Annotated in this window: 18 protein-coding genes; 7 read left to right on the top strand and 11 right to left on the bottom strand. The window is 63.1% G+C overall.

From position 1 onward, the window contains the following. Nucleotides 1–54 precede the first annotated feature (54 nt). Nucleotides 55–456, top strand: coding sequence for a hypothetical protein (locus RN01_RS33875; RefSeq protein ID WP_156149778.1), 402 nt, complete (start codon nucleotides 55–57; stop codon nucleotides 454–456). 28 nt (nucleotides 457–484) lie between these two features. Next, the gene (locus RN01_RS33870) at nucleotides 485–2,707 is read left to right on the top strand and encodes a hypothetical protein (protein WP_017514425.1); all 2,223 of its coding nucleotides are present in this window, start codon (nucleotides 485–487) and stop codon (nucleotides 2,705–2,707) included. A gap of 314 nt (nucleotides 2,708–3,021) precedes the next feature. On the opposite strand, the gene RN01_RS09980 is transcribed toward RN01_RS33870, so the two are convergent. The 11 genes from RN01_RS09980 to RN01_RS09930 form a co-directional block, all read right to left on the bottom strand. Further along, the gene (locus RN01_RS09980; RefSeq protein ID WP_024569506.1) at nucleotides 3,022–4,215 is read right to left on the bottom strand and encodes an MFS transporter; all 1,194 of its coding nucleotides are present in this window, start codon (nucleotides 4,213–4,215) and stop codon (nucleotides 3,022–3,024) included. A gap of 18 nt (nucleotides 4,216–4,233) precedes the next feature. After that, the gene (gene arsH / locus RN01_RS09975; protein ID WP_017510957.1) at nucleotides 4,234–4,998 is read right to left on the bottom strand and encodes an arsenical resistance protein ArsH; all 765 of its coding nucleotides are present in this window, start codon (nucleotides 4,996–4,998) and stop codon (nucleotides 4,234–4,236) included. Next, complete coding sequence (gene arsC / locus RN01_RS09970) at nucleotides 4,995–5,417, bottom strand: arsenate reductase (glutaredoxin) (RefSeq protein WP_017510958.1); 423 nt, start codon at nucleotides 5,415–5,417, stop codon at nucleotides 4,995–4,997. Before arsC ends, arsH begins: the two co-directional genes overlap by 4 nt. A gap of 9 nt (nucleotides 5,418–5,426) precedes the next feature. Continuing rightward, a complete protein-coding gene (gene arsB, locus RN01_RS09965; RefSeq protein WP_017510959.1) occupies nucleotides 5,427–6,491 on the bottom strand; it encodes an ACR3 family arsenite efflux transporter in 1,065 nt (354 codons plus the stop codon). Next, nucleotides 6,488–7,000, bottom strand: a complete 513-nt coding sequence (locus tag RN01_RS09960) for an arsenate reductase ArsC (RefSeq protein WP_017510960.1) — start codon at nucleotides 6,998–7,000, stop codon at nucleotides 6,488–6,490. The genes arsB and RN01_RS09960 overlap by 4 nt, the downstream gene beginning before the upstream one ends. Before the next feature lie 65 nt (nucleotides 7,001–7,065). Then, nucleotides 7,066–7,554 carry an ArsI/CadI family heavy metal resistance metalloenzyme gene (locus RN01_RS09955; RefSeq protein ID WP_024569505.1) on the bottom strand — a complete coding sequence of 163 codons (489 nt, stop codon included), beginning with the start codon at nucleotides 7,552–7,554 and terminating at the stop codon, nucleotides 7,066–7,068. Between the two features lie 2 nt (nucleotides 7,555–7,556). Continuing rightward, on the bottom strand, nucleotides 7,557–7,886 hold the full coding sequence (locus tag RN01_RS09950) for a helix-turn-helix transcriptional regulator (protein WP_017510962.1): 330 nt from the start codon (nucleotides 7,884–7,886) through the stop codon (nucleotides 7,557–7,559). 193 nt (nucleotides 7,887–8,079) lie between these two features. After that, a complete protein-coding gene (locus tag RN01_RS09945; protein ID WP_024569504.1) occupies nucleotides 8,080–8,898 on the bottom strand; it encodes a class I SAM-dependent methyltransferase in 819 nt (272 codons plus the stop codon). A gap of 216 nt (nucleotides 8,899–9,114) precedes the next feature. Continuing rightward, a complete protein-coding gene (locus RN01_RS09940) occupies nucleotides 9,115–10,614 on the bottom strand; it encodes a lytic transglycosylase F (RefSeq protein ID WP_024569503.1) in 1,500 nt (499 codons plus the stop codon). 194 nt (nucleotides 10,615–10,808) lie between these two features. Then, entirely contained in the window at nucleotides 10,809–11,615 is an 807-nt protein-coding gene (locus RN01_RS09935; RefSeq protein ID WP_017510964.1) for an IclR family transcriptional regulator, read from the bottom strand. Beyond that, a complete protein-coding gene (locus RN01_RS09930; protein ID WP_017510965.1) occupies nucleotides 11,612–12,397 on the bottom strand; it encodes an IclR family transcriptional regulator in 786 nt (261 codons plus the stop codon). Before RN01_RS09930 ends, RN01_RS09935 begins: the two co-directional genes overlap by 4 nt. Nucleotides 12,398–12,614: 217 nt before the next feature. Between RN01_RS09930 and RN01_RS09925 the strand changes: the two genes are divergently transcribed. From RN01_RS09925 to RN01_RS09905, 5 genes are all read left to right on the top strand, one after another. Then, complete coding sequence (locus RN01_RS09925; protein ID WP_008645261.1) at nucleotides 12,615–13,574, top strand: MBL fold metallo-hydrolase; 960 nt, start codon at nucleotides 12,615–12,617, stop codon at nucleotides 13,572–13,574. A 103-nt stretch (nucleotides 13,575–13,677) separates the two neighbouring features. Then, nucleotides 13,678–15,432 carry an FAD-dependent oxidoreductase gene (locus RN01_RS09920; protein ID WP_017510966.1) on the top strand — a complete coding sequence of 585 codons (1,755 nt, stop codon included), beginning with the start codon at nucleotides 13,678–13,680 and terminating at the stop codon, nucleotides 15,430–15,432. Nucleotides 15,433–15,457: 25 nt separating this feature from the next. Next, nucleotides 15,458–15,667 carry a DUF2783 domain-containing protein gene (locus tag RN01_RS09915; RefSeq protein WP_017510967.1) on the top strand — a complete coding sequence of 70 codons (210 nt, stop codon included), beginning with the start codon at nucleotides 15,458–15,460 and terminating at the stop codon, nucleotides 15,665–15,667. A gap of 83 nt (nucleotides 15,668–15,750) precedes the next feature. Further along, complete coding sequence (locus RN01_RS09910; protein ID WP_017510968.1) at nucleotides 15,751–17,112, top strand: MFS transporter; 1,362 nt, start codon at nucleotides 15,751–15,753, stop codon at nucleotides 17,110–17,112. Nucleotides 17,113–17,256: 144 nt separating this feature from the next. Continuing rightward, nucleotides 17,257–18,165, top strand: coding sequence for a glutamate/aspartate ABC transporter substrate-binding protein (locus tag RN01_RS09905; protein ID WP_017510969.1), 909 nt, complete (start codon nucleotides 17,257–17,259; stop codon nucleotides 18,163–18,165). Nucleotides 18,166–18,176 lie beyond the last annotated feature (11 nt).

The following is an 18,176-nucleotide window of genomic DNA, read 5'->3' as shown; positions in this document are numbered from 1 at the left end:
CGCCAAGAATGCAGGCTGTCAACAGCAATCTACGAAATCAAAATTGAAATGTAGATGCTGACCTACAACACCGAATCAACAGCCTTTTCCGAATACCCTAAAGAAAAACCCCGCCTTTGTGCGGGGTTTTTCTTTTTTATCAGTGCCCAATGGGCAGTCGTGGGCAGTGGTGGGCAGTGGTGCGCAGCGGTGCGCTGGAAAGATCCGAGGGTGATTTTGCAGTGGGGCACGGGATTTCCGTCGGAAAGCGAAAGCGTCAACTTCGGCGCCCAGGAGTTCAGATCTCAGGCAGGACCTTCAACGTCCAACGACGGTGGATACGCACACATTTTGCGCGGGTGGTTGGGTGTGAGGGCAAACGGGCGGTCAGTGCGATCCCGCCCGCATCCTCTGCCCTCAAGCATCGCCCTCGTTCCGCCGATATTTCGTGAAATGTACCTCTGCTATGTTGCGTGACAGGTACTCCGCATCGGCGAGAAGAACAATGGGCAGGTTCGATAATTTGATTCCGAGCTTTGACGGCGAGGGCGACGATAACAGTGGCAATCACGGCGGTACGGCCGCCGGCGGACATAACTCCGCCCGGAATTACGCCGACAACGTCCCGTTTGGAGCCAGGCAGGGGCACGGCTTTGCCGCGGAACGCGCAAACGACCTCTATGACCGTCTAACGGGCCGAGACGCTCAACTGGTGGGTGGCAACAACGCGAAGGACGGTCCTGATCGGATCGTGGACGGGAGTGTCATCCAGACCAAATACTGCGCGACGGGCAAGAGATGTATTGAAGAGTGCTTCGACGGTGACCGCTTCCGGTACATCGCCGACGGCAAGCCCATGCAGATCGAGGTCGCTTCGGATACCTACCCCGAAGCCCTCGCCGAGATGCAGGAGCGGATCCGTAAGGGGCAGGTCCCGGGCGTAAAGAACCCCAAAGAGGCCGAGAACTTGGTGCGAAAGGGCAATTTCACCTACGCCCAAGCGAAGAACATCGCCCGCTTCGGCACCATCGAAAGCCTGACCTATGACGCGGTCAACGGTATATCGGTCGGCGGCTCCACCATGGGCGTGACAGCCATCATCACCATGGCCGTCAAGCTGTGGAACGGAGAGCAATGGCAAGCAGCATTGGATGCTGCCTGCTTCGAAGGGCTTTGCGTTGGTGGTGTTGCATGGGCAAGCAGCATCGCGGCCGCCCAGATGGGCCGGACCAGCTTGGAAACCAGTATGCGGGCCGGCACAGATTGGTTGGTCAAGCAGATGGGATCGAAGGTGGCCAGCACGCTTGCAAACTCCTTCCGTCCTGCCGGCAAGGAAATCTATGGCCAGGCGGCGAAGAATCACGTGAGTAAGTTGCTGCGCGGAAACATCGCCACAACTATTGCAGTGACCGCCGTGCTCTCTATCGACGATCTGCATTCCTTGTTTGTGAAGGAGATCTCGGGTACTCAAGCCTTCAAGAACATTGCCACGACGACGTCGGGTGTCGCTGGAGGCGCGGCTGGCTGGGCATGGGGCTCCGCTCTCGGATCGCTTGTCCCAGGGCCTGGCACGTTCATCGGGGGCGTAGTTGGCGCCACCGTCGGTGGGCTTGCGAGTTCAACTGTCGTCAAAACGGCCCTGAACAAGGTGTGGGACGACGACTCGGTGAACAACGGACAATTGCTGGAGGCAAGCTTCATCGAAGTCGCGGACGACTACCTCCTCAGCGATAAGGAAGCCGAGGCGGTACTCAAGAAGTTCAAGCAGTTCGTGGACCTTGAGAGCCGCATGAAGCTGATGCAGGCTGTTGAGTACAAGCGGGATTTCGCCATCAAGCTGTGGCTGCCATTCGTCGAAGAACAAGTGCGCAAACGCGCGTACGTCGCGCTGCCGTCATCCAGGCAACTATCGGATTCGATCGTCCGGATCGCGGGGCAGATTGAAACCGGCGAGACGGTTTCAATGGGAGCCGAGACGTATAAAACCCTTGAAGTCCAGGATGAGATACGTCGTCGGATTGCGGCGAAGCTCGGCGACCCGACGCCAAAGGCGGGAGGGCAAAAGCCGCAGCCCACTGGCGACGATCCGGAAGAGAAAGACATGCGTGAACTCATTCGCGAGCATTGGGGGATCGACGTGGACGAACTAGAGCCATCACGGAAGAAGGCTGCGAAGGGCGGGGCGTCCGAAGGTTTCCTCGCGCGCATAGGGGCTCGGGGAGCCAAGATGGCTGGGCAGGCTGCAGCAATGCTCAGTGGAAAGCGCGAAACCACTGACGTACTCTCAGTCCCGCGAGTCGTCGAGCCAAAGCCGATAATCCGCCCGCTCAGCGATTTCATCCAGCCGTATCAGGACATCATCGGCGACGGCAAGCAGGTGTTCGCAGGCAACTCTCTCTTCACCAAGAAAGGTGAGAAGAAGCACGAGTCTGCGCGCAAGAAACTCGGCAACAACGAATACGAGTGGGGCCTGGTGGTGATGGACTCAACCACCTGGGGGTCGGTCGAAGAAGGCATCTTCATCACCGAGCAGTTTCTCTACTGCAAGGCGTTCCTGGAAGACCAGATGGTGTTCCGGATCGACAAGATCGAGGCGATTCACATCGACGCCGAAGACACCGAGCTGGTCGTGAACGGCAAGCGCTGCAAGTACGGGTACGATTCCGCGACCAAGCCGCTGAAGTTGGCTGTTCAATGCATCGAGGAGTACCTGGCTCAGTTCCGTTGACGCCAGCTAGAACAGTGCGCTCCTGCTCGAAATTTGCGCAGCCGGAAATCGTACTCACAGTCCTTGAGGGCGATGATGGCTTGTTCGATGCCCAAGTACTGCATAACCAGGTCATGCTGCCGCTCGATATCGGGCGGCTAACCGGTCCGGCTGAACGTGGTGACTGTGCCGCTTGAGCACGCCTTCCAACATGAAAACATGAGCAAGGTGGTCCTGGGGGCGCTCACTGACTGGCCGGAGAAGTCCGAGCGTTTGAACATGGCGGATGGGAAACGCTAGTTCATGGACCGTGGTGCGTAGCAATTGCAACTGGACTATGTTGTGCTGGTCTTGAGCGGAGCCGATTGCCTGACCGCCATGAGCGTCAAGATTGCCATCAGGCCAAGAGCGGAAGATAACCACAGCGACTTCGCTCCGAACTGGTCCAGACACATCCCGAAAATCCAGGGTGCTAACGCTTGTGCGACGCGGGCTGGGACCATCAATACTCCCTGGCGATGACCGTAGCCGCCCGGTCCGAAAATGACCAACGGCAGCGTGCCCTTGGCAATGGTGAGGATGCCGTTGCCGGCTCCGTGCAACACGCCGAACAAGGCCGCAGCAGGCGCTCCGACCAGGCCGAATGCAAGTGCGCCAAGGGGATGAAGTGCTGCCGCGATCCGGGCGGACAGCAAGGGATGGACCTTGCGCAGTAGGCCGAACTCCAGAATCCGGGCACCAACCTGCGCCGGGCCGATCAGCGCGCCCACCATAACGGCCGTGGCCAGAGACGCGCCACCCGCTTGAAGCAGCCGCGGCAAATGTGCCGCCATCGCAGTGCTGATAAACCAGGTCGCCGCGAAAACGAAGGCCAACGCATAGGAGGCCGCTCGTTGAGAACGCTCGTCAGCAGGGTGCGTCAGCTCGCTGACCGTTGGCGACGCAGGCCCGCTCGGTGGAGTTGCCATGGCGGCTACTCGCGGCATGCTCAGGTTCAGCGCAAGTCCTAGCGTGAGATGCAACGCTGCCCAGGACAGGCAGGCCCCCCGCCATCCGATGTGCGCCTCCATAAAGGTGGAAAGCGGCCAGCCGACCGTGCTGGCAAAGCCAGCGATCAGCGTGATCCCGGTGATGGCACCGCGCGAGCGGTTGCCATAGAGCGCGACCAGCGTTGCGAATGCGGCTTCGTAGAGGCCGGCACCCATGCCGATGCCAAGAATTACCCATGCGGCAAAGAGTCCGGCGACTCCCTGCGCCACACCTAGCCCGGCAAGCCCGATGGTGAAGACAAGACTCGTTGCCACGAGGACAGATCGCCCACCGGTACGATCGATCATCCGTCCGGCTGCAGGTCCGAGCAGTGCCGATACCACCAGCGCGACGCTGAACGCCGCAAAGATCGTGGGCGTCGAGACACCGAGATCCCGCGCCATCGGCGTTGCCAGCATGGCCGGCAGGTAGTACGTCGAACCCCAGGCCAGCGTCTGGGCAATTCCCAGCCTGGCAATCACGCTACTGCTCGGCTCCATGGCCCGTCCCGGTTCTTGTTATTCCACTTCGCCGCTATCGGTGTCGCTAATCTGCGCTTCGCTCTCGTGGCTCATGGCTGCCGCCGCGAGCGTCGTCGCGTTGGCTGGCGCGGCTTCCTTGCGCTCGCTGTAGCGATCGGTCAGGTAGTCGCTGCGATCGCGCACCAGTAGCGTGAACTTGTAGAGTTCTTCCATGACATCGACCACGCGGTCGTAGTAGGACGATGGCTTCATCCGCCCGCTGGCGTCGAACTCCAGGTAGGCCTTGGCGACCGAGGACTGGTTCGGAATCGTCACCATGCGCATCCAGCGTCCGAGCACGCGCAGCGCGTTGACCGCGTTGAAGGACTGCGAACCGCCGCACACCTGCATCACGGCCAGCGTGCGGCCCTGCGTTGGGCGAATGCCGCCCATCTCAAGCGGCAACCAGTCGATCTGGTTCTTGAAGACGGCCGTCAGCGTGCCGTGGCGCTCGGGGCTGCACCACACCTGGCCCTCCGACCACTCCGAGAGCTTGCGCAACTCAACCACCTTCGGGTGATCGGCAGGTACGCTGTCGGCCATTGGCAACTCGCGTGGATCAAACACGCGGGTCTCCGCGCCGAAATGCTGAAGAATTCGTTCGGCTTCCTGCACCAGCAGGCGGCTATACGATGTCTCTCGCAGCGATCCGTAGAGCAGCAGGATGCGCGGCGGGTGTGTGCTGGTGCGTGCCGGCTCCAGTTTATTGAGGTCAGGCGTATCGAGCACCACAGGGACGATATTGGGCAGATCCACGGTCATCGAATCCTCCGGCCTTGTGTGTCGATCACGGCCTCGCCGTCCTCCTTGGTGAAAGCACCTTGCTGCGACGCCGGCAGGATATCCAGCACGACTTCCGACGGCCTGCATAACCGCACACCAAGCTCAGTGACGACAAAGGGCCGATTGATCAGGATCGGATGGGCCAGCATCGCATCAAGCAACTGGTCGTCGGTCAGTGCAGGATCGCCGAGGCCAAGCTCGGCGTAGGGCGTGCCTTTCTCGCGGATTGCTTCACGCACGGAGAGACCGGCGGCGCGGATCATCGACTGCAAGGTCTGCCGGTCCGGCGGCATGTTCAGGTATTCGACAACAATCGGCTCGATGCCCGCATTGCGGATCATGGCTAGCGTATTGCGTGACGTACCGCACGCGGGGTTGTGATAGATGGTGACGGTCATGGGGATACCTCAGTGCGATTCGTACCAGTGCTGCGAGCGGTTCACGACGCCCACTACGAAGAGCATCACTGGCACTTCGATCAGCACGCCGACGACGGTGGCCAGCGCCGCGCCGGATTGGAAGCCGAACAGGCTGATCGCGGTCGCCACGGCCAGTTCGAAGAAGTTGCTTGCGCCGATCAGCGCCGACGGGCCGGCCACGCAGTGCGCTACGCCGAGCTTGCGGTTGAGCAGGTAGGCCAGGCCGGAGTTCAACAAGACCTGGATCAGGATCGGTACGGCCAGCAGCAGGATGATCAGCGGCTGCTCGACGATGGCATTCCCCTGGAAGCCGAACAGCAGCACCAGCGTTGCGAGCAGTGCGGTGATCGAGTAGGGCCCGAGTGCGCCGACCACGCGCTTGTACGTAGGCTCACCTCGCGCCAGCAACATCTTTCGGATGACCTGCGCGACCAGCACCGGCACGACAATGTAGAGCGCAACCGAGGTAATCAGCGTATCCCACGGCACGGTAATCGACGACAGGCCCAGCAGCAGCGCGACGACAGGCGCGAAGGCCACGACCATGATCGCGTCATTGAGGGCAACCTGCGAAAGCGTGAAGTACGGATCGCCCTTGCAGAGCTGGGACCAGACAAACACCATCGCCGTGCAAGGCGCCGCCGCCAGCAGGATCAGGCCGGCGATGTAGCTGTCGAGCTGATCGGGCGGCAGCCAGCCCGCAAACAGATGGCGCACGAAGATCCAGCCCAGCAATGCCATCGAGAACGGCTTGACGAGCCAGTTCACGAAGAGCGTCACGCCGATGCCGCGCCAGTGGCCCGCCACCTGGCCCATCGCGCCGAAATCGATCTTGATCAGCATCGGAATGATCATGATCCAGATCAGTATGCCGACCGGCAGATTCACCTGAGCGATCTCCATGGCGCCGATGGCGTGGAACGCGGCTGGCAGCCATTGGCCGAGCAGGATGCCGGCCGCGATGCAAAGCGCCACCCAGACCGTCAGATAGCGCTCGAAGAAGCCGATGGCACTGGGTTGGGAGGCTCCTGCCGTCCTTTGTGCCGTGCTCATTGCGCGGACTCCACGGGTTGCTCGCCAATGGCGCGCATCTCCTTCTGAATGGTGTTCCGGTCCAGCACGTGCAACGGCAGGTTCACGAACTGGCTGACTCGATTCAGAATCTGCCGGAAAACCTGGGCAAATACCTTGCGCTTCTCGTCATCGGAGCCCTGTATGGCTGCCGGGTCGAGGAAGCCCCAATGTGCCGTGATGGGTGTACCCGGCCAGATCGGGCACACCTCGCCTGCGGCCTGGTCGCAGACGGTAATGACGAAGTCCATCCTGGGCGCATCGGGCAGTGCGAACTCGTCCCAGCTCTTGCTACGCAGGCCAGTCGTGTCGTAGCCAATTGCCTGGCATCGTTCGATGGCGAAGGGATTGACCGTGCCAGATGGATGGCTGCCGGCGCTGTAGGCGTGAAAGCGTCCTTTGCCGAGGACATTGAACAGCGCTTCGGCCATCACGCTGCGGGCTGAGTTGCCGGTGCACAGCACCAGCACGTTGAAGGTCTTGTCGGTCATGGTCGTAGGGGCGAGCGGGTGCCTCCTCGCCCGAGGTATCGGTACGGGAAGCCGTTAGCGAAAGTTCAGCAGCAGCCGGATTCCGGCGTACAGCAGGCGGTCCTGGTTGATGGCTTCGGCGCGGCGTTCAATTGAACCGGCACGCAGCACGCGGAGGCTTCGGCGCTGCGATCGCGCGATTCGCCATAGGTCGGCGCGTTGCCCAGCGTGTGGAACGATTCCCAGGCGATACCCGTTGGGTCCACTGACCAATGCTTGTTCGAGGTCGCGTAGCAGCAGTTCGTCTCGGACTGGGACTGCATGGGCAGGTCGGCGCTGGCCAGCCGCCCCTGCATCTCGGCAAGCTCGGCGTCCGTCTCCACCTGGATCCCCAGATGATCCACGCCCAGCTTCTCGGTGCGATTGGAGATGGCGAAGTTCACGCGTGGATCGTCCAGCGCCCACTTGGCATAGTCATCCCGGACGACGGTTGGCTCCGCATCAAACAGGGCGGAGTAGTAGCGGATGCTGGCCGGCAGGTCGGCCACGCTGACGTGGACGTGGAAGCGCTTCACGATCAAGACTCCGAGGTAGTGGAACAGCGGGATACCGGCGAACAGGGATTGCCGCCACAGCAGTTTTCCGTGAGATAACCCAGCAAGGCGTTCATGGTCTCGAATTGAGCCATGTAGATGATCGAGCGGCCTTCCTGGCGGCTTGCCAGCAGTCCGGCGCGGTGCAGTTCCTTGAGGTGGAACGACAGCGACGACGCTGGCATCTCCATCAGTTCGGCAATGCGGCCAGCCGGCAGGCCTTCGGGGCCGGCCTGCACAAGCAGGCGGAAAACGGCCAGGCGGATGCCGTGGGCCAGCGCGGCGAGGGCTTCAAGGGCGTTGTCGGTTTCCATGTTTCGACTATATTCGAAACATGGAAACCGTGCAATGGGAGATTGGACGTGTCGGTGGCCGCCAACGCGTGGCAAATGGGCACAAGCGTTTTGATCGTCACCAGTTCGGCCTCAACGAAGGCCACCACAGCCGCAGCAAGGATCCCCGCGCGAGGCGAGGGTCCTTGTGCTCGAAACACCTCTGCCGCAGTGTCTACAACTTCCGCGCCACGAAGTGGAACCAGTTGACGTCGTCGAGGGGATCGCCGGGCTGAAACGCCTTGTCGTTCAAGTTGCCGAACACCGCTTCGGTCTGCAGGCCAAAGGCCTTCAACTCGCGCAACTGCGTGGGCACGTCCGTATAGACGATGACGATGCCGAACTTGTGGGCGGCGCACACGCGCACCGCGTAGCCATCGAACTCGCGGTTCAGTTGTGAGTTACGCAGGAAGTTGATGGTGGCCAGCGGCAGGTTGACGACTGTGCGCGCGACGTTGAAGCCGAGTCGTATCGGGTTGTTGGACCATGCGGGCAAGCGCAGGAACTGTGTCAGGTTCTCGCGATAGGTGGGGCCGTGCAGGTTATGCGTGGAGAACACCAACATGCCGCCCGGGCGCAGCACGCGGGCGAACTCGGCAAGCACGGCGCGGCGTCCGGCGTAGTCCACGGCATCGATGCCATTGAAGCTGAACACCACCAGCCCGAAGGCATTGTCTTCAAATGCTGACAGGTCACGCGCATCCATTTGACTGACGCGTATATCAGGATGATTGTGCTGGCAGATCTCCACCATCTCCGGCATGTAGTCGATGGCCTCGTAATGCTGGCTCAGCTTGCGCAGCATCGGTACCGTTCGGCCGCCACCTACGCCAACGTCGAGGATGGGCGTGTCGCGCACGGCATCGGCCACGAAGGCTAGCGCCGCGGCTTCCCCGGGGTCTGTCCAGTCCGAGAGGATCTTGAACCACCTCCTGGCTCCCCAGCTGCGCCATGCCTTGCGATTGATGGTGTCCTGCGCGACGGCCGTGCTCATGGTTGTCTCCCGACGATCGGTGCATCGCCCTCATGGCGATGGCAGAGAGAGTGTTCCGGCCGTGCACGCCGTTCGGTGCGAAACCCCACATCCGTTTTATACACAGAGCGGGCCCCATCCATACGCATGAGGGCGACGGGCAAGGCGATGTCATCGGTGATCCCCAATACGCCGTCGGTATGAGCCGGGCACCAGACCCGGTGCCGTCGCCAGGCTTTACCCGGCCACCTTCTCCATGGCGCGGCTTCGTTCTTCCTGCGCATCCTCGATCAGTTTGTAGGCGGCGTAGTACTTGAAGATGTTGCGCACGTAGGTGGTGGTCTCGATGCCGATCCGCTCGGAGGTCACGATCTCGACGTTGTTGAACCACTTGTCCGGGTTCAGGCCCCGGGCCTTGGCTTCGGTGCGCATCTTGGAGATGTTTCCCGGTCCAGCGTTGTAGCTGGCGAATGCGAACAGTGGCCGGTCCGTTTCCGAGAAATTCGCATCGGAGAAGTACCTCGTCATCAGTTGGTCCAGGTATTTGGTACCCGCGTGGATGTTGGATTCGGTGATCTTGATGCTGCCGACATTCAGTTCCTTCCCAGTGGCCGGCATGATCTGCATGACGCCGATCGCACCCACATGGCTACGCGCGTTCTGATTCAGCTGGGACTCCTGGAAGCCCTGCGCCGCCAGCATCAGCGGATCGAAATGGTAGAGCTTGCCGTACTTCTCGAAGAACGCCAGGGTGTCCTGGAATCGCTTGATCTCCGCGCCGTTGGTGTTGTCCGAGATCTGCTTGATGACCTTCATGTATTGCTTCAGCCGGTAGTCGGCGATGCCCTGCTTCTTGATGAAGTTGTCGTTGTAGTCCGAGAGGACCGCGTTCAGCTTTGGACTGCCCTTGCGGATAGCCCAGCCGATCTTGCTGCCTTCGCGTACCGCGAGGTCATCGCGAACCTTGATGCGCTTCAGGATCTGGGCCCAGATGCGCGCCTTCCAGTCGTCGACCACCAGGATCTGCAGCGTGCCGGCATTGAGCATCTCCAGTGCGTCCTCGTCCTCCAGCGCGTCGGGCAGTAGCACCAGGCGCATCTGCGGTTTGCCGGCCTTACGGAAGCGGTCGTTCAACGCGGTCAGGCTTTCGTAGTAGCTGCTGCTGGGGCGCACGTGCACGGTCTTGCCAGCCAGGTCGTCGAGAGTGCCAAGCGTGGGGGATTTCGGGCCCGTGATGACCAGCTCACGGATCGGCTTGCTGGTCTGCCCGACAATGAAATCCGCCTGCTTGAGCCGGGAGTCGGTGACCGTGAGATTGCCGGCTGCGATGTCGCCAAGACCGGCATTGAGATCGGGCAGCAAACGGTCGCGCGTGACCGGAATCATGAAGACCGTGAGCGGCCGCTTGGCAAGCTGATTGGCCATGGTCTTGTTGATATAGCGCTCGAAATCCCGCACGGTGTCCGCCGTGACGCCCCGTTCGCGCCCCCGGTCGTTGAAGTACAGGGTGCGGCTGTAGGGCACCAGCACACGAATGCTGCGATGCTTGAACATGCCATCGAAGTCACCGGTCCAGGGCTTATTGGTCAGGTTGAGCTGGCGCGGGGGGGTGAGCCGTTTTTCCTTGGGGGCTGGAATGGCGGGCGTCGCTGCCGCCGCCAGTCCTGACCACGTGATGGAAGCGCCGGCCAGTGCGCGGGCGCCGATGACAAGGAACCGCCTTCGATCGTTGACCATTGCACACCTCGCGACAGTCAGGTCTTGCTGGCACGCGGATGCCGGCCACCGGGAGCGGGCCCGGATGCGCAGGCAATCGCCGTCCGTTGACTAAGCATAGACGGGCAATTGGCGATCGTAGAGGTTCCGTAGAGGTTCCGTAGAGGTTCCGATGAGGGCCGGCCGCGAAGCCGGCGTTGGCCGGTGCGGCCAGGTCAGGCGGGCGCCGCGCCGCTCGCGCCGAATCGCCATGACAGCCGCCGCGCGGCCTGCCGCACCACGTGGGCGGTATCGCTGTCGAGCCGGCTGTCGAAGCTGCCGCTACTGCCCATCACCGCGATCACCAGGGCGAGCGCGCCGGTGTGGTCGAACACCGGTGCGGCCAGCGTGTCGATGCCGGGCACGGGCCGGCTCACGGCGTGGTCGATGCCGCCGGCGCGGATGCCGCGCAGCCGTTCGAGGTATCCGGATGGCAACGCGCCGTCGAAGGCAGTGCCCGCCATGCGGATAGCATCCTGCGCGAGCGCGTCGGCCAGCAGGTCGTCGGGGAGATGCGCCGCCACCACGCGGCCAATCGCCGTATTGACCATCGACAGCACGGTACCCACGCGCAGGCTCACGTGCTGCGGACGGGCCGATTCCTCGAGCCGGATCACGGTGGGCCCGAGCGGCCCCTGCACGGCCATCGCCACCGACAACCCCGTGGCATGGGCCAGAGCGATGACCTCCGGCTCCGCCTCGCGCGTCGGGGAGAGCCGCTGCAGCGCGATCAGGCCGAGTTCCAGACCCAGCGTGCCAGCCTGGAAGTCGCCATCGGCGTTGCGGGAAATCAGTCCGATCTTCTGCAGGCTGACCAGATGCGGAAATGCCTTGGCCGGCACCATGCCCGCCGCGCGCGCCAGTTCCCCGAGCGAGAGTGGCTGCCCCGCATCGACCAGCGCGCCGAGCAACTGGCCCGTGTTGTCGAGCGACTGGATGCCGCGTTGGGGTTTGGCGGCGTCCGCCAGCATCTCGTCGCTCATGCGTCACCTTCCTTCATCGCGCGGGCGATATCGCCGATCGCAGCACGTAGCGCGCTGGCCACCGGACCATCCCACGCGACGTCGATCGCCCCGGTGGAGCCGATGGCGGTCAGCACCAGTCGCAGCGTGCCGTCGTCGTCGAGCAATGGCATCGCCAGACTACTCACGGCCGGGCTCGGCGAATCGATGCTGCGCTCCGTGCCGCGTGCGCGGACGGCGGCAAGTGTTTCGAGAAAGGCGGGCAGGGTGGAGGCCGTGGCCGGTGTCTGCTGCTGCGTCCAGATCGGCTGCCAGTGCGATTCGGGCTGGAACGCGCAGTAGGCGCGTCCCGTGGCGGTGGTGGCCAGCGCCATCACCGTGCCAACGTGCAGGTTCAGATGCAGCGAGGTGCCGGCCGGCGCGTAGTGGACGATGGTCGGCCCTTGCGGCGTGGGCAGGCTGATGGCGACGTTGAAGCCGATATCGGTGGCCAGCGTCCGCACGCGCTGCACTGCGGCACGGTAGGCCGGCTCATTGTCGAGCCGCATCATGCCAAGCCGCAGCGCCAGTGGGCCCGGTTCGTAGTAGCCGTCCACGTGCTCGCGCTTGATCAGTCCCAGCCGCATCAGGCTCACCAGATAGGTGTGCGCCTGCGCCGGAGCCAGTTGCGCGGCAGCCGCCAGTTCGGCCAGCGGCAGTGGACGCCGCGCATCGGCGAGCGCCTGCAACAGGCGGCCGCCGACCTCCACGCTCTGGATGCCGCGTTGCGTCTTGCCCGAACCCTCGCCCGGCGTGCGTGCCATGCCTGTGCCTTGCCTGAAAAGTCCAAATGGTAATCCATGCGCCTCGCAAGGCGCCCCCTGTTGCCATGCTGGATGAGGGTTTTCCCGGGGCGGGCCACGCAACGACAAGGGTTTGCGGGATGTTTAGCGAATAGCAATTGAATTTGCCATTGACTAAAAATGGTCGAATTCCTAAGATTCCCATACCGCTCCCCACGATTCCCATAAAGAGACAGACATGGCAAAAGCATTCGCATCCCAGGCCGACCTGGAAGCCAAGCAGATCACCTTCACCCAGCTTTCCGAAAACGCCTACGCCTACACGGCCGAGGGCGACCCCAATTCCGGCGTGATCATCGGCGATGACGGCGTGATGATCATCGACACCACCGCCACGCCCGCCATGGCACAGGACCTGATCGCCAAGATCCGCGCGATCACGGACAAGCCGATCAAGTACGTGGTGCTGTCGCACTACCACGCGGTGCGTGTGCTCGGCGCGTCGGCGTACTTCGCCGAAGGCGCGCAGCAGATCATCGCCAGCCGTGGCACCTACGAAATGATCGTCGAGCGTGGTGAAGCCGACATGAAGTCCGAGATCGAGCGCTTTCCGCGTCTGTTCGCCGGCGTGGAAACCGTGCCGGGTCTGACCTGGCCGACGCTCGTGTTCGAACGCGAAATCACGCTGTTCCTGGGCAAGCTCGAAGTCCGCATCGCCCATCTGGGCGCGGGCCATACGAAGGGCGACACCGTGGTATGGCTGCCGCAGCAGAAGGTGCTGTTCTCGGGCGATCTGGTCGAATACGACGCGGCCTGCTACTGCGGCGATGCCCAGCTTGAGCAATGGCCTGCCACGCTCGACGCGCTGGCCGCGCTGCAGCCCGAGAAGCTGGTGCCGGGCCGTGGCCCCGCGCTGACCACGCGCGAGGACGTGGCCAAGGGCCTGGCCTACACCAAGGATTTCGTGTCCACGCTGTTCCAGGCTGGCAAGGAAGCCGTGGCCGGAAAGATGGACCTGAAGGCGGCGATGGCGCATACGCGCAAGTCGATGGACCCGAAGTTCGGCCAGGTGTTCATCTACGAACACTGCCTGCCGTTCGACGTGTCGCGCGCCTTCGACGAGGCGGCTGGCGTCACGCATCCGCGTATCTGGACCGCGCAGCGCGACCAGGAGATGTGGGCGGCGCTGCAGGACTGAGCGTCGTTCGGTTGTTGAGTGTGGTTTCCCTCTCCCATGAAGTGGGAGAGGGGAGCAAACAGAAAGCAATATCAAGCGCCGCAAGTGCGTGGATGGAGACACCATGAGCAGTACCAAGGTCGACATCGACTACCAGCGCATCCAGTACGACTACGTACCATGCGCCGAGCAGCGGGGGGCATCGACCAATGCCGCCCCGCATCCCGTGATCGTGGTCGGGGCCGGGCCGATTGGCCTGGCCACCGCCATCGACCTGGCCCGCCACGGCGTGCCGGTGGTGGTGGTCGATGACGACTGCATGCTCTCGGTCGGATCGCGTGCAATCTGCTTCGCCAAGCGCACGCTGGACATCTTCGATCGGCTCGGCTGTGGCGACCGCATGGTCGACAAGGGCGTGCGCTGGAACCTGGGCAAGGTCTTCCTGCGGGACAGCCAGGTCTATGCGTTCGACCTGTTGCCCGAATCCGACCACCAGCGGCCGGCATTCATCAACCTGCAGCAGTACTACCTCGAAGGCTATCTGCTCGAATGCGCGCAGGCGATGCCCAACATCGAGATCCGCTGGAAGAGCAAGGCAGTTGCCATCGAGCAGCACGCGGACCACGTGGCGCTGACGATCGAAACGCCCGATGGCTGCTACGCGCTGCGCGGTGCCTACGTGGTGGCCGCCGATGGCTCGCGCAGCCCGCTGCGCAAGATGTTGGGCCTGGAGAGCCACGGTCATACGTTCCGAGACCGCTTCCTGATCGCCGACGTGAAAATGGAAGCGCCGTTTCCGGCCGAGCGCTGGTTCTGGTTTGATCCGCCGTTCCATCCGAACCAGTCGGTGCTGCTGCACCGGCAGCCCGACAACGTCTGGCGCATCGACTTCCAGCTTGGGTGGGATGCCGATCCTGCATTCGAGAAGACGCCCGAGCGCGTGCTGCCGCGTGTGCAGGCGCTGCTTGGCCCCGATGCGAAATTCGAGCTCGAATGGGTCAGCGTCTATACGTTCTCGTGCGTGCGGATGGACAGCTTCCGCCACGGCCGCGTGTTGTTCGCGGGCGATTCGGCCCACTGCGTCTCGCCGTTCGGCGCGCGCGGCGCGAACAGCGGCGTGCAGGATGCCGAGAACCTTGCCTGGAAACTGGCCTACGTGCTGCAGGGCAAGGCGCCGGAAGGCCTGCTGGATACCTACGCCAGCGAGCGCGAGTTCGCGGCCGACGAGAACATCCTCAACTCGACGCGCTCGACCGATTTCATTACGCCGAAGAGCGCGGTTAGCCGCATCTTCCGCGACGCGGTGCTGACACTGGCGCGCGACCACGCGTTTGCGCGGCAGCTGGTCAACAGTGGCCGGTTGTCGGTGCCAGCGGTGCTGCGCGACTCGCCGCTGAACACTGCCGATGCGGAATCGTTCTCCGGCCAGATGGTGCCGGGCGCGGCATGCGTCGATGCCCCCGTGGCCGGCACGGAAGGCAAACCGTGGCTGCTGCCGCATCTGGGCGACGACTTCGTGGCGTTGATCTTTGGCGCGCCGGCTGGCATCGACGCCGCCTGCCGTGAAGCGCTGACGCGACTGCAGCAGGGAGACATTCCACTGCGCGTGGTGTTCGTGACCGATGCGGCCATTTCGGCATCGGCCGAAGCCTGGCCCGGCGCGGTCGTGTTGCGCGACGCGGGCGGCGTGGCGGCCCGGCGCTATGACGCGCGCGCGGGCACCTGCTACCTGATTCGCCCCGACCAGCACGTCTGCGCGCGGTGGCGCGCGGTCGATGCGAACCAGATCGCCGGGGCGATCGCTCGCGCCACATGCAATGCCGCAGCAAGCGTCGCGGCGCAATCGACAGCCGCGGCACGCACGCCGGCACTGGCCTGATCGACAGTCACCAGGAGACAGGCCCATGCCGCTCAACACCGCTCCCAATCTTGCCTATCCCGACGAGTTCTACGAAGCGCTCATCGAGATGCATCACGACCTCGATGACGCCGAAAGCCAGGCCGTCAACGCGAGACTGATCCTGCTGCTGGCCAACCACATCGGTGATCTCGACACGCTGCGCGAAGCGATGCGCCTGGCGCGCGATGTCGCGCTCGAGCCCGCCGCAACTTAGCCACTTCATTCCTGCCCGCCGGTGACCCGACAGGGGCGCGACAGACGCCCCGGGGCCAACTCGACCCTATTCCGGAGACAACCATGCATACCCAGAGCCTGGGCGCCGCCCCCGTCTTGCCTGAAATCTCGTCACACGCACTACCGCAAGTCCTTCCCGCGCAGCAGGAGGACGCGCTGTACCGCAAGGTCTGGCTGCGCATCATCCCGTTCCTGTTCATCTGCTACGTCGTGTCGTTCCTGGACCGGATCAACATCGGCTTCGCGCAATTGCAGATGAAGCATGACCTTGGGTTCAGCGACGCGATGTACGGGCTGGGCGCCGCAGTGTTCTACGTTGGCTACGTGCTGTGCGAAGTCCCCAGCAACATGCTGTTGGCACGCTTCGGCGCGCGCCGCACGTTCACGCGGATCATGCTGCTGTGGGGTGTCGCATCGGTGGGCATGATGCTGGTGTCGCAGCCGTCGCACTTCTATCTGCTGCGCTTCCTGCTCGGCGTGTTCGAAGCGGGCTTCTTCCCGGGCATCGTGCTGTACCTGACCTACTGGTTTCCGGCGCGCCGTCGCGCGGCGGTGATGGCGATCTTCTTCGCGGGCGTGGCCGTGGCCGGCGTGCTCGGCGGGCTGATCTCGGGCTGGATCATGCGCGACATGGCCGGTGTGCTTGGGATGCGCGGCTGGCAATGGATGTTCGCGATCGAAGGCGCGCCGGCAGTGCTGCTGGGCCTGATCGCCGCCGTGTGCCTCGTCGATGGCCCGCGGCAGGCGCGCTGGCTGACGCCGGCCGAGCAGGATTACCTGGTGGCCCAACATGAGGCGGAATCGCAAGGCGCGGGTGGCCACGCCCATTCGATGCAGGCCCTGCGTCAGGCCCTGGCCAACCCACGGGTCTATCTGTTCGCGTTCATCTACTTCGCGCTGACGTGCGGCTCACTGACGCTGTCATTCTGGATGCCGCTCATGATTCGCGATTTCGGCATCCAGGACGTGGTGGCCGTCAGCCTCTACTCTGTCATCCCGAACGCCATCGGCGCGGTGGGCTTGATCCTCATTGCGCGGCGCTCCGACCGCCTCGGCGAGCGTCACAGGCATTTTCTCTGCTGCACTGCAGGAGGCGCACTGGCGCTGGCCGCGTTGACGCTACATGTGCCGAGCCTTGGCGTGTCGTTGGCGATCCTATCTGTTGCCGCCGTGCTGATCTTCGCCGCGCTGCCGATCTTCTGGGCGCTGCCGCCAAGCCATCTGCCGGCCCAGACCGCCGCCACCGGCATTGCCTTCATCTCCAGCATCGGTATCACCAGCGGCATCGTCAGCCCCTGGGTCATTGGCCAGATCAAGGCGCACACGGGCAGCATGGACAACGCGCTGTACCTGTTGGCCGGACTGCTGCTGGCCAGCGGGCTGGCGCTGTGGAAGGGCGTGCCGCGCACACCGACGGCGCACTAGCCGGGTCGTGTTCCCCGATACCGGGCGCTTCATGCCCGATATCTGGGAAAAATCATTTGTTTCATGGTTATCCATGATGGAACACTTGTTGCTCTATGCCTAGCATTGCAACACCTGACGCTTTCATTCAACAGGAGTGTTCCCATGAACCAGTTCTTCATGACCCGTGCCGCCGTGCTGATGGCGGTGTCGCTCGGCGCCGGTTCGGCGCTTGCGGTCGACGTGGCCGCCAGCCCGACGCTCAGCAAGATCAAGTCGTCCGGCACGATTTCGATCGGTCACCGCACATCGTCGATCCCGTTCTCGTACTACGACGCGAACCAGAAGGTGATCGGCTTTTCGCAGGACATCTGCGATCGCGTGATTGATGCGGTCAAGAAGGAAACCGGCACGCCGAATCTGCAGGTGCGCATGGTGCCCGTGACGTCGCAGAACCGGCAGTCGCTGGTCCAGAATGGCACGGTGGACCTGGAGTGTGGCGTGACCACCAACCTGAAGTCGCGCCAGCAGCAGGTGGCGTTCTCCACCACGTTCTTCGTGGCCGGCACGCGACTGCTGGTGAAGAAGGGCAGCCCGGTCCATGACTTCGGCGATCTGTCGGGCAAGGCCGTGGTGACGAACGCCGGCACCACGTCGGAACGCATCCTGCGCAAGCTCAACGACGAGAAGGGCGCCAACATCACGATCCAGAGCGCCAAGGACTATGGCGAGTCGTTCCTGATCCTGCAGTCGGGCCGTGTGGCCGCGTTCATGATGGACGACGTGCTGCTGTCCGGCTCGCGCACGCTGGCGCCGAACCCCAATGACTGGGTGGTGGTGGGCACGCCGCAGTCGTTCGAGGCGTACGGCTTCATGATGCGCAAGGATGACCCCGGCTTCAAACAAGTCGTGGATGCCACCATGACGGGCCTGATGCGCAGCGGCGAGATCAACACGCTCTACACCAAGTGGTTCCTGAAGCCGGTGCCGCCGAAGAACCTCAGCTTCGACTTGCCGCAGAGCGAGCAGATCAAGAAGGCCTACGCCAATCCGAATGACGAGGCGTTCGAGTAACGCACTGGCGT

The sequence above is a fragment of the Cupriavidus sp. SHE genome, from assembly GCF_000812445.1.
Lineage (GTDB): Bacteria > Pseudomonadota > Gammaproteobacteria > Burkholderiales > Burkholderiaceae > Cupriavidus > Cupriavidus metallidurans.
This window is presented reverse-complemented; position numbering and strand designations above follow the sequence as displayed.

What these genes read in the sequence shown, in the direction of transcription:
- arsB (WP_017510959.1), bottom strand. Translation starts at nt 6,491, where the DNA reads ATGAGCACGGCACAAAGGACGGCAGGAGCCTCCCAACCCAGTGCCATC.
- RN01_RS09910 (WP_017510968.1), top strand. Translation starts at nt 15,751, where the DNA reads ATGCATACCCAGAGCCTGGGCGCCGCCCCCGTCTTGCCTGAAATCTCG.
- RN01_RS09935 (WP_017510964.1), bottom strand. Translation starts at nt 11,615, where the DNA reads ATGAGCGACGAGATGCTGGCGGACGCCGCCAAACCCCAACGCGGCATC.
- RN01_RS09960 (WP_017510960.1), bottom strand. Translation starts at nt 7,000, where the DNA reads ATGACCGACAAGACCTTCAACGTGCTGGTGCTGTGCACCGGCAACTCA.
- arsH (WP_017510957.1), bottom strand. Translation starts at nt 4,998, where the DNA reads ATGACCGTGGATCTGCCCAATATCGTCCCTGTGGTGCTCGATACGCCT.
- RN01_RS09920 (WP_017510966.1), top strand. Translation starts at nt 13,678, where the DNA reads ATGAGCAGTACCAAGGTCGACATCGACTACCAGCGCATCCAGTACGAC.
- RN01_RS09930 (WP_017510965.1), bottom strand. Translation starts at nt 12,397, where the DNA reads ATGGCACGCACGCCGGGCGAGGGTTCGGGCAAGACGCAACGCGGCATC.
- RN01_RS09980 (WP_024569506.1), bottom strand. Translation starts at nt 4,215, where the DNA reads ATGGAGCCGAGCAGTAGCGTGATTGCCAGGCTGGGAATTGCCCAGACG.
- RN01_RS09940 (WP_024569503.1), bottom strand. Translation starts at nt 10,614, where the DNA reads ATGGTCAACGATCGAAGGCGGTTCCTTGTCATCGGCGCCCGCGCACTG.
- RN01_RS09945 (WP_024569504.1), bottom strand. Translation starts at nt 8,898, where the DNA reads ATGAGCACGGCCGTCGCGCAGGACACCATCAATCGCAAGGCATGGCGC.
- RN01_RS33875 (WP_156149778.1), top strand. Translation starts at nt 55, where the DNA reads ATGCTGACCTACAACACCGAATCAACAGCCTTTTCCGAATACCCTAAA.
- arsC (WP_017510958.1), bottom strand. Translation starts at nt 5,417, where the DNA reads ATGACCGTCACCATCTATCACAACCCCGCGTGCGGTACGTCACGCAAT.
- RN01_RS09950 (WP_017510962.1), bottom strand. Translation starts at nt 7,886, where the DNA reads ATGGAAACCGACAACGCCCTTGAAGCCCTCGCCGCGCTGGCCCACGGC.
- RN01_RS33870 (WP_017514425.1), top strand. Translation starts at nt 485, where the DNA reads ATGGGCAGGTTCGATAATTTGATTCCGAGCTTTGACGGCGAGGGCGAC.
- RN01_RS09925 (WP_008645261.1), top strand. Translation starts at nt 12,615, where the DNA reads ATGGCAAAAGCATTCGCATCCCAGGCCGACCTGGAAGCCAAGCAGATC.
- RN01_RS09905 (WP_017510969.1), top strand. Translation starts at nt 17,257, where the DNA reads ATGAACCAGTTCTTCATGACCCGTGCCGCCGTGCTGATGGCGGTGTCG.
- RN01_RS09915 (WP_017510967.1), top strand. Translation starts at nt 15,458, where the DNA reads ATGCCGCTCAACACCGCTCCCAATCTTGCCTATCCCGACGAGTTCTAC.